8 protein-coding genes and 1 CRISPR repeat array are annotated in these 10337 nt (G+C 56.9%); of the genes, 7 read left to right on the plus strand and 1 reads right to left on the minus strand.

All coding sequences use genetic code 11. From position 1 onward, the window contains the following. Positions 1–5: 5 nt before the first annotated feature. A complete protein-coding gene (locus tag KG088_RS07635; protein WP_213824893.1) occupies positions 6–947 on the minus strand; it encodes an MHYT domain-containing protein in 942 nt (313 codons plus the stop codon). Between the two features lie 314 nt (positions 948–1261). Between KG088_RS07635 and KG088_RS07640 the strand changes: the two genes are divergently transcribed. The 7 genes from KG088_RS07640 to cas2 are packed head-to-tail and all read left to right on the plus strand — an operon-like array spanning position 1262 to position 8881. Next, a complete protein-coding gene (locus tag KG088_RS07640) occupies positions 1262–3493 on the plus strand; it encodes a CRISPR-associated endonuclease Cas3'' (RefSeq protein WP_213824894.1) in 2232 nt (743 codons plus the stop codon). 36 nt (positions 3494–3529) lie between these two features. Next, positions 3530–4198, plus strand: coding sequence for a type I-C CRISPR-associated protein Cas5c (gene cas5c, locus KG088_RS07645; protein WP_213824895.1), 669 nt, complete (start codon positions 3530–3532; stop codon positions 4196–4198). Beyond that, on the plus strand, positions 4195–5994 hold the full coding sequence (gene cas8c / locus KG088_RS07650; RefSeq protein ID WP_213824896.1) for a type I-C CRISPR-associated protein Cas8c/Csd1: 1800 nt from the start codon (positions 4195–4197) through the stop codon (positions 5992–5994). Before cas5c ends, cas8c begins: the two co-directional genes overlap by 4 nt. Next, positions 5991–6872: a type I-C CRISPR-associated protein Cas7/Csd2 gene (gene cas7c / locus KG088_RS07655; RefSeq protein WP_213824897.1), complete on the plus strand. Its 882-nt coding sequence runs from the start codon at positions 5991–5993 to the stop codon at positions 6870–6872. Before cas8c ends, cas7c begins: the two co-directional genes overlap by 4 nt. A gap of 9 nt (positions 6873–6881) precedes the next feature. Next, the gene (cas4, locus tag KG088_RS07660; RefSeq protein WP_213824898.1) at positions 6882–7520 is read left to right on the plus strand and encodes a CRISPR-associated protein Cas4; all 639 of its coding nucleotides are present in this window, start codon (positions 6882–6884) and stop codon (positions 7518–7520) included. A gap of 5 nt (positions 7521–7525) precedes the next feature. Continuing rightward, on the plus strand, positions 7526–8566 hold the full coding sequence (gene cas1c / locus KG088_RS07665; RefSeq protein ID WP_213824899.1) for a type I-C CRISPR-associated endonuclease Cas1c: 1041 nt from the start codon (positions 7526–7528) through the stop codon (positions 8564–8566). 24 nt (positions 8567–8590) lie between these two features. After that, positions 8591–8881: a CRISPR-associated endonuclease Cas2 gene (gene cas2, locus KG088_RS07670; protein ID WP_213824900.1), complete on the plus strand. Its 291-nt coding sequence runs from the start codon at positions 8591–8593 to the stop codon at positions 8879–8881. 188 nt (positions 8882–9069) lie between these two features. Beyond that, positions 9070–10248: a CRISPR direct-repeat array (repeat unit 33 nt; unit sequence GTCGCGGCCCGCACGGGTCGCGCGGATAGAAAC). The last annotated feature ends 89 nt before the right edge of the window (positions 10249–10337 follow it).

Below are 10337 nucleotides of genomic sequence, written 5' to 3' on the forward strand. Positions count from 1 at the left end.
CCCAGTTAGTAGCCCTGAAAGCCGTCGCATGGCGTAGGGAAATGACATGTGACCGTTGGGGGCCAGCTGAAACTGGTACACCATGCCCGGCAATCGGGAGACGATCTTGTTGAAACGATCCTCAAGTCGCCTGGCCCTTTCACTGATGCTTCGGCGACTTTGTCTAACGTGTCGAGTCGAAATCGAAATATCACATTGATGGTAGAAATCACCAGGATGAAGACGCTGGCAATGACCGCCAGCATTGCGATGAGCGTTTCATCCAGCCTCTGAGTTGGCATCGCGCTAGGCGCCTCACTCAGCGGCAGGAAAGCGGTCGAGGCCATGGCCACATAATGCAGGCTGGATATGGCGAGCCCCATCAGCGAAGCGCTTAGGAGCTTGAACAAGAGACGATTACTGCGGATTTGGCTCGCTGGTTTGAGAACCGCCATCAGCCTAGGTATCGAGAGGGCGGCACTCGACATGGCAACGGCGACGATAAGGGAGAGTACAAAAAGTCCGGGCTGATAGAGCATGCGCGCCTCGACACGCATGCCGCTCATCCCGAGGTAATGCATGGCACCAATGCCAAGCCCCATCAGGGCGCCTCCAGAGAGGGTGGCAACAACGCTGGGAGTCGGGTTTTGGAGGACAGCCAAGGCGATATAGCCGGCGATTATCGCCGGCAGCACCGACAGCACGGTTATTGTGGGGTCGAAATACATCGCCTCCAGTGGTAACCGAAACGCCACCATGCCAACGAAGTGCATGGTCCAGACCCCTGCCCCCATCGCCACTGCGCCAATCAAATGCCAGCGCAGGCGCACCGATGAGGAATGGGTCGAGCGCATGAGTTCCACGTGGCTGATGCTGGCGAAGGCAGCCAGCGTGGCAATGAGCAAAGAAAGGGTGACCAGCGGTACTGAATAGCTGCCGGTGTAGGCCAGCTCGAAGGGAGGCGGCAACCCATGCCAACGACATGTTACCAGATACCACCTTTTCTCATGGCTTGTCTCATCACATCTTGAGTCGATGCGTGGGTGTAGAGGATCGTCTTCCTGGACTCGCTGTGCCGGCTCATGCGGCCAAGCTGTCAATGGAGCCGCGCAGCTCGGCCGCTTGGTAGAAGATAGAGCACAGCGTGTGAGATAAGCGCTATAGAAGCGTGCGCATTCTCTTACATGAATCATAGCTAAATCTAAGATGAGAAAAGGTAGCAAAGGAAGCTTAGGGGTGGTTAGCTATTAGTAAATAAGCATTAAGTGAGGTGGCAGGGAAAATGCATTTTGCTCACTCATCTGCTGATCCAGAAAAATCAGACTGGCAAACCCTTGAAAACCATCTGAAGGCCGTTGCTGGCCTCGCTGCTGAACGGGCTTGTCGCTTTGGGGCTGGACCATGGGGCGAAGCCGCTGGGCTACTGCATGATCTCGGCAAGTATACCATTCCCTTTCAGAGACGCCTGGAGGGCTCACCGGAACGAGTGGATCATTCCACGGCTGGCGCCCATATTGCCATCGAGAAGTACCCTCAACTTGGCTATTTGCTTGCCTACTTAATAGCCGGACACCACGCGGGCCTGGCCAATGGTCGCGACGTCGGGGAACGTTCGCCGCTGAAGAACCGTTTGGAAGCGGATCTGCCTCAGCTCGATCCAGAGTGGCAGCATGAGATCACCCTGCCCGACGCGCTGGTGCCACCCTCACATTTCCATCCGCGTCGCGACAGGGGTTATTTTCAATATGCCTTCCTTGTACGGATGTTGTTTTCCTGTCTGGTCGATGCCGATTTTATCGATACCGAGTCTTTCTATGCAGTGCATGAAAAAGGCGTGCCCCATGCGCGTGGTGGCGGTCCGCCGTTGGACGTGTTGCGTGATGCCCTCGATAAGCGCTTGGCCACCTTCAAGGCAGACAGCGACGTCAATCGCCTGCGTGGTGAGATCCTCTCCCACGTTCGCGCTCAAGCCGAGCTCCCGCCTGGCAGGTTTTCGCTGACGGTACCGACCGGTGGGGGCAAGACGCTGGCCTCGCTGGCTTTCGCTCTCGATCATGCCATTGCTCACGGGATGGATCGGGTGATCTACGTGATTCCTTTCACCAGTATCGTCGAGCAGAACGCCGCGGTGTTTCGCGATGCCTTAGGGGAGTATGGCGAGGCGTCAGTGCTGGAGCACCACAGCGCCTTCGATGCCGGCAATCAGCGCGACCGCCATAGCGTCGACAAGCTGCGCCGCGACAGCGAGAACTGGGATGCGCCGATCATTGTCACCACGGCGGTGCAGTTCTTTGAAAGCCTGTTTGCCGCTAAGACTTCGCGTTGCCGCAAGCTGCACAACATTGCAGGCAGCGTGGTGATTCTCGACGAGGCGCAAACCATGCCTTTGCCGTTGCTGCGACCCAGTGTGGCAGCTTTGGATGAGTTGGCGTTGAACTATCGCACCAGCGTCGTTCTGTGCACGGCGACCCAGCCGGCGCTGGCCGAAACCGACGTTCCCGAGCGCAGCTTTCAGGGTGGCTTTCGGGACATGCGCGAACTTGCGAAATGCCCCAAAAAGCTTTATCGCGTCCTTAAGCGCGTCTCCGTGCGCCATATCGGTTCGCTTGACGATGGGGAGTTGCGTGACGAACTGCTCGCGACTGATCAGGTGCTTTGCATCGTCAATAACCGTCGTCATGCTCGGGCGCTGTTCGAGTCGATAGCCGATCATCCTGGCGTCTATCACCTCACCACCTCGATGTACGCCGTACATCGGCGCCGGGTACTGGTCGAGATACGCCAAGCTCTCAAGGCTGGCCAGCCTTGTCGGGTAATATCGACATCGCTAATAGAGGCTGGCGTCGATGTCGACTTCCCCCGTGTCTTGCGTGCTGAGGCTGGGCTGGACTCCATTGCCCAGGCGGCCGGGCGCTGCAATCGAGAGGGGATGCGCTCTGCGGCGGATAGCGACGTGGCGATGTTTGCTACCGCGAATGATGAGTGGGCACCTCCGCCTGAGCTCAAGAAGTTTGCGCAGGTGACTCGGGAAGTGCTCAGGCACCACAGCGACGACCCCCTATCGTTGGAGGCGATAGAGGCCTATTTCAGATTGCTGTATTGGCAACAAGGTGCTCAGCAGCTGGATAAACATGGCTTGCTGAAGCTGGTAGAAGACGGCCGCATCGAAGGATTGCCCTTCGATACCCTCGAACAGAAATTCCGCATGATTGAGAACAGCCAGCGTGCAGTGATCATTCCCGTTGATGAAGACGGTATTGCTAGCGGTGCTCTGAGAGAGCTGGCGTATGCCGAGGGGGTCGGGGGTATCGCCCGCAAGTTGCAGCCCTATACGGTTCAGGTTCCGCAGCAAGGCTTCGTAGCGCTGGAGCGGGTTGGTGCCATCGCGGCTGTTGAGCCCGATAAGTTCGGTGACCAATTTATGGTGCTGGTTAATGAGGATCTCTATGACAAGCGAGTGGGGCTGAACTGGAGCAATCCGACATTTCGTTCAGGCGAATCTAATATTTGGTAAAGCCAATACTAATTATCCGAGAACAAGGAGCACCAGATGGCATATGGGGTTCGTCTGCATATCTGGGGGGAGCGGGCTTGCTTTACGCGGCCTGAGATGAAGGTAGAGAGGGTGTCCTACGACGTGATTACCCCGTCGGCGGCACGAGGCATTCTGGAGGCTATCCACTGGAAACCAGCAATTCGCTGGTGTGTGGATCGCATTCATGTGCTTAAACCGATCCGCTTCGAATCGCTGCGGCGTAATGAAGTCGCGGGCAAGCTGCCCGCTTCGACCGTTACCAAGGCCATGAAGGCAGGTCGTGTCGACGATGTGGCCTACTACGTCGACAAGAATCGTCAGCAGCGCGCTGCTACGATCCTGCGTGACGTCGGTTATGTCATCGAGGCGCACTTCGAATTCACCTCGCGTGCCGACGAGAGCGATACGCCTGGCAAACATCTTGATATCTTCAACCGCCGCTCCCGTCAGGGGCAGTGCTTCCATATGCCGTGCCTGGGTAACCGGGAATTTCCGGCTGCATTTGAGCTCATCGAAACGGAAGATGAATTACCGCTGGCCGATAGCCAGCTACGCGGTGAACGTGACCTCGGCTATATGCTGCACGATATCGACTTCGCCAACGGCAAGACGCCACACTTTTTTCGGGCCACGATGCAGGATGGCGTGATTAAGGTGCCGCCTTTCGAGGAGACGTTGGCATGATCCTTACAGCTCTCAATGACTACTACCAGCGGCTGGCAGACGACGACAAGGTGCCACTGCCAGGCTTCAGCAGTGAGAAAGTTAGTTTCTGCCTGATTTTTTCCCAAGAGGGGAAGCCGCTACAGATCGATGATCTACGCGATACCACCGGCAAGAAGCCACGGCCGAGCTCTTGTCAGGTGCCTGTGGACAAGCGGCGCACCTCGGGCATCCATGCCTATCCGCTGTGGGATAAGACCGCCTATGCCCTTGGTTTCTCTGACGGTGAAGGCAAGCGTCTGGTGGATGAGCATGAGGCGTTCACAGCGCGTCAGTTTGCACTATTCGGTGAGAGCGATGATCCCGATCTGATGGCCTTTCTGAGGCTACTCGATCAGTGGAGGCCGGAGCAGCTCGTCGAACTTCCTGGTTACAGCGAAGAGGTATTGGATACCAATGTCATATTCCGGCTCGATGGCCAGCGGCAGTATCTGCATGAAAACCGAGAAGCATGTCGGCTATGGGGCGCTGCGCTGGAAAGTAGCGAAGGGGAGTCGGGGCAGTGCCTGATCACCGGCAAGATTGCCCCGTTGGGCACCGACCACCCTGCAATTCGGGGTGTCAGGGACGCGCAGTCGTCTGGTGCATCGCTCGTTTCATTTAATAGCGATGCCTATGAGTCCTACGGCTACAGCAAGAATCAAAACGCCTCGATATCCAAGGCGGCTATCTTCGGCTATTCGACGGGGCTGAATCATTTGCTTCGGGGCGATGCCGATAACCGCCAGCGCCTCCAGATTGGCGATGCCACGGTGGTATTCTGGGCCAAAGCCAGGGACACGGCACATGCCGAGGCCGCCGAAGGCTTTTTTGCCATGCTCAACGAACCGCCCAGCGATGAACAGGAGGCTGCCAAGCTTGGCACCCTACTGGCGCAGGTTGCCGAAGGGCGCCCTCTGGCAGAGCTGGACCCAATGCTGGAACCGGCCACCCAGTTCTTTGTGCTGGGTTTGGCGCCTAACGCGGCACGCCTATCGGTGCGTTTCTGGCATATCGATAGCCTGGAGAACTTGGCTCAGCACTATGCCCACCACCACCAAGACATGTCACTAGAGCCCTCCCCTTGGAAGGGAATGACGCCGGGCACGTGGCGGCTTGCACTCCAGACAGCACCCATTCATGGCGATAGGGCGAAAGCTGAGGATTTGCTTCCACAGCTCGCTGGTGAGTTGATGCGCTCCATTCTTACCGGCTCTCGTTATCCACGTTCACTTCTCACCAACATCGTCATGCGATTTCGCAATGACGGCAAAATCAGCGGCATTCGAGTCGCACTCTGCAAGGCCGTGCTCGCGCGCGAGGCCCGCCACGCAGTGCATTCGAACTCAACCACTCAGGAGGTGCCCGTGGGTCTCGATCCTCATTCCACTCATCCAGGCTATTTGTTGGGCAGGCTATTTGCCGAATTAGAAAATGCACAGCGTGGTGCTCTCGGTAACGAGGTGAATGCCACCATTCGTGATCGCTATTACGGCGCCGCCTCGGCAACGCCGGCCAGCGTCTTCCCCATGCTGTTGCGTAATGTTCAGCATCATTTGTCGAACATGCGAAAGAAGGATAAGGGAGGGCTCGCGCATAAGATTGAGGGCGAGATAGGCTCCATCATCGACGGCTTGGGCGACAGGTTTCCTAGGAGCTTTCGCATTGAAGACCAGGGGCGTTTTGCGATTGGTTATTACCATCAGTCTCAAGCCCGCTTTGCCAAGAAAGATAGCGCCGCTAAAAATGCAGAAGATGAGCAGGGAGAGTCAGAATGAGTGCCATCACTAACCGCTACGAATTTGTGCTGCTGTTCGACGTCACTAACGGCAATCCCAATGGTGACCCGGATGCCGGCAACCTGCCCAGGCTGGACCCAGAGACCAACCAAGGTCTAGTGACCGATGTCTGCCTCAAGCGCAAGATCCGCAACTACGTCGCTCTGGAGAAGGAAGAAGACGCCGGCTACGCCATCTATATGCAGGAGAAAGCTGTACTCAACCAGCAGCATAAAAAAGCATATGACGCTATTGGTGTTGAGGTAGAAAAAGGAAAGCTACCTAAAGACGAGGCCAAAGCGCGTGAGTTGACTGCTTGGATGTGTCGGAACTTCTTCGACGTGCGTACCTTTGGTGCTGTGATGACGACTGGAGTCAACTCGGGTCAGGTGCGTGGCCCAGTGCAGATGGCCTTCGCAAGTTCTATCGACCCAGTTGTGCCTATGGAAATTTCTATCACACGAATGGCAGTAACTACTGACGCTGAAGCTGAAAAGCAGCGCGGGGATAATCGTACCATGGGCCGCAAGCACATTATTCCCTATGGGCTCTATCGGGCACATGGTTACATATCGGCCAAACTCGCCGAGCGAACCGGTTTTTCGGATGATGATCTCGATCTGATATGGCGATCGCTGATTAATATGTTCGAGCATGACCGTTCCGCTGCCCGGGGCGAGATGTCATCACGCAAGCTGATCGTCTTCAAACATGATCATCCAATGGGCAATGCCCCGGCGCATGTCTTGTTCGATAGCGTGAAAGTCGAACGTGTCGAAGGCGAGGAGGATACACCGGCTCGTCACTATAGCGACTATCGCGTCTCTGTCGATGCAGAGGCTTTGCCGGCCGGCGTCAGCGTCGAAGAGAAGCTATAGGCGATTGGAATGGAGGATGACGTTCGCCTAATCCCGATCTCGGCGCTGCAGCACTTGCTGTTCTGCCCACGCCAGTGCGCACTGATCCACCTGGAGCAGCAGTGGGCGGAAAATCGCTACACAGCGGAGGGACGTATCCTCCATGAGCGTGCCGACCACCTAGGCCATGAGCGTCGAAGGGGCATTCATACCGCCATGGCACTTCCGCTGGTCAGTGAGGCGCTGGGTTTGACCGGGGTTGCCGATGTTGTCGAGTTCGATGAGTCACAGCAAACTGCTGTGATCCGACCTATTGAGTACAAGCGTGGTCGGCCCAAGACCCATCGCGCCGATGAAGTGCAGCTCTGTGCACAGGCGCTGTGTCTGGAAGAAATGCTAAACGTCGGGATCGAGCAAGGCGCGCTCTACTATGGCAAGACGCGACGACGCAAAGTCGTCGTGTTCGATGATGAGTTACGAGAATTGACCCAGGGCGTCATCGCTGACACCCGAGATCTCTTCGATGTCAACTGCACACCACCTGCCACTTATGAGCCTAAGCGTTGCGACCGCTGTTCATTGATCGATATCTGCCAACCGCAAGTAATGGGGAAGCAGCGCTCGGCGAGCCGTTGGCTGGCAAATCAATTGCAATCCTTGGATGAGTGAACCGCATGCGCCGTCAACTCAACTCGCTCTATATATCTACAGAAGGTGCTTGGCTAAAGAAAGATGGCGCTAATATTGTCATGCAGGTTGAAGGCAAGGAGCGTGCTCGACTGCCAATTCACATGCTTGAATCGTTAGTCTGCTTTGGGCGCGTGTTGATCTCTCCGCCGCTAATGGGTTTCTGTGCCGAGCAGGGCGTGACCATCACCCATTTATCACCCAATGGAAAGTTTCTTGCACGTATCGAAGGGCCGGTATCCGGTAATGTGTTGCTACGGCGAACTCAGTATCGTGTGAGCGATAATGACGTCAGCTGTGCAGCAGTTGTGCGCAGTGTACTAATAGGTAAAGTGCATAATCAGCGCGCTGTGTTAGCAAGAGGATTGCGTGATTATGGCGCGAAGCTTTCTGAAGCGGATCGTCTAAGACTCGAGCAAGCCCGTACGAGGATGACGCGTATCGCACGCAATTTATTGAGCACCGAGACGACCAACGAACTGCGTGGACTGGAAGGCGAGGCCGCGCAAGTCCACTTTAGTATTTTCGATCAGCTGATTCGTCATGAGGGTGAGGGCTTCCGATTCAGTGGTCGCAACCGACGCCCACCGCGGGATCGTATAAATGCTCTTCTATCATTTCTTTACACGCTGCTAACTCACGACTGCCGCTCCGCGTTAGAAAGCGTCGGGCTGGACCCTGCCGTGGGCTTTTTGCATCGCGATAGGCCTGGCAGGCCCAGCCTGGCATTAGACCTTGCCGAGGAATTTCGCCCGCTATTGGGGGACCGCTTGGCGTTGTCATTGGTCAATCGTCGTCAATTAAGGGAAAAGGACTTCGTTATCGCAGAAAGCGGTGGGGTAGTCCTGGCGGATGAGGCACGTAAAATCGTGCTAACAGCCTACCAGGAGCGGAAGCGTGAAGAACTTCAACATGCCTTTATCGATGAGAAGGCGCCGATTGGACTATTGCCTCTATTACAAGCCCAACTGCTTGCGCGCCATTTGCGTGGAGACTTGGATGCATACCCACCCTTCCTGTGGAAATAGGTTGTCGATAAGGAGTTAGAGGCAATGATGGTTCTGGTCAGCTACGACGTTAGCACTTCTTCTGATGGTGGTGAGGGGCGGTTGCGTCGTGTCGCGAAGGCCTGTCGTGATGTGGGGCAGCGCGTACAATTCTCGGTTTTCGAGATCGAAGTTGATCCCGATCAATGGGTGCGTGTTCGTCAAAGGCTGATCGACCTGATAGATGATGATGTCGATAGCTTGCGTTTCTATTTTCTCGGTAGGAATTGGAAGAGTCGCATCGAACATATTGGTGCCAAGCCCTCCCTCGATATGAACGGGCCCCTCGTTTTCTGACTTCCCGGCGCGCTTGCGAACCACAAGTGTCCGGTATTTTACGGGCAGGTTCGCGGCTCTTTAACAATATGTTTTTATTGTCTTTTCCTCTGACATTGTGATTAGCAGTACTCCTATGCCTATAAAACGTGTGGGTTCGCTAGGTGATGATGATTTCGCCTAAGCTATCAATGAGTTATAAAGAAGCAGTCGCGGCCCGCACGGGTCGCGCGGATAGAAACTGCTCGAACAGCTCGCCGCGCTGGCCGGGGCCGGGTCGCGGCCCGCACGGGTCGCGCGGATAGAAACGTCATCGACGCTTACCACCACGTCGATGCGGTAGTGTCGCGGCCCGCACGGGTCGCGCGGATAGAAACAGCAGGTACGCCAGTATCCTCGTCACCGGACGGCAGTCGCGGCCCGCACGGGTCGCGCGGATAGAAACGCCTTGGACGCGCTACGAGCTTGAGCTACATTCGTCGCGGCCCGCACGGGTCGCGCGGATAGAAACTAGCACGTCCTCGATCCAGTACAACACAAAACCTGGTCGCGGCCCGCACGGGTCGCGCGGATAGAAACTATATCTTGCTCAAAGTCATCAATCGTGGACTGGTGTCGCGGCCCGCACGGGTCGCGCGGATAGAAACCAGAGGACGACCCGCGTCAACGCCCTCGCCCACGATGGTCGCGGCCCGCACGGGTCGCGCGGATAGAAACATTACCGGGCACTGGACGACATCGGAGGGGACCGTCGCGGCCCGCACGGGTCGCGCGGATAGAAACATCAGCCGATGGGCGGCGCCAAAAAGCTCGTCTTGTCGCGGCCCGCACGGGTCGCGCGGATAGAAACACTGGAGAGGACTGGCGGGCTTCCGACCCTCCTGTCGCGGCCCGCACGGGTCGCGCGGATAGAAACAACAGCGTATAAGCCGCCCCTGTGATCGCGTATTCCGTCGCGGCCCGCACGGGTCGCGCGGATAGAAACGACCGGGCCATGCTCGACAGACGCGGCGGTCTGGTCGCGGCCCGCACGGGTCGCGCGGATAGAAACGGAGATGATGCGCACCGCCGCCCAGACCGCGCTGAGTCGCGGCCCGCACGGGTCGCGCGGATAGAAACGATTCGGATAGTGATGGCGAGGCTCAGATTACGGCGTCGCGGCCCGCACGGGTCGCGCGGATAGAAACGGTTTATCTTGCGGGTGAGTGCGCCCTTCAACTGGTCGCGGCCCGCACGGGTCGCGCGGATAGAAACGTCGGCAACCTGGCCGGCGTCGATCCAACAGTGTTGTCGCGGCCCGCACGGGTCGCGCGGATAGAAACCCCTCATCGTGCGGGCGGAAGGCTATTACGCGCGTCGCGGCCCGCACGGGTCGCGCGGATAGAAACATCGATGGCGGGTGTCAACGCCAATGAAGGCTGTCCGGATTTCATCACTTTAGATTGTCCGTTTTTTATCAGTGCTCTTTCATCGGAAC

The sequence above is a fragment of the Halomonas jincaotanensis genome, assembly GCF_018448785.1.
Classification (GTDB): domain Bacteria; phylum Pseudomonadota; class Gammaproteobacteria; order Pseudomonadales; family Halomonadaceae; genus Halomonas; species Halomonas jincaotanensis.

Excerpts from the sequence above, each read along its gene's own strand:
- KG088_RS07640 (WP_213824894.1), top strand. The coding sequence starts at position 1,262 with ATGCATTTTGCTCACTCATCTGCTGATCCAGAAAAATCAGACTGGCAA.
- cas5c (WP_213824895.1), top strand. The coding sequence starts at position 3,530 with ATGGCATATGGGGTTCGTCTGCATATCTGGGGGGAGCGGGCTTGCTTT.
- cas8c (WP_213824896.1), top strand. The coding sequence starts at position 4,195 with ATGATCCTTACAGCTCTCAATGACTACTACCAGCGGCTGGCAGACGAC.
- cas7c (WP_213824897.1), top strand. The coding sequence starts at position 5,991 with ATGAGTGCCATCACTAACCGCTACGAATTTGTGCTGCTGTTCGACGTC.
- cas4 (WP_213824898.1), top strand. The coding sequence starts at position 6,882 with ATGGAGGATGACGTTCGCCTAATCCCGATCTCGGCGCTGCAGCACTTG.
- cas1c (WP_213824899.1), top strand. The coding sequence starts at position 7,526 with ATGCGCCGTCAACTCAACTCGCTCTATATATCTACAGAAGGTGCTTGG.
- cas2 (WP_213824900.1), top strand. The coding sequence starts at position 8,591 with ATGATGGTTCTGGTCAGCTACGACGTTAGCACTTCTTCTGATGGTGGT.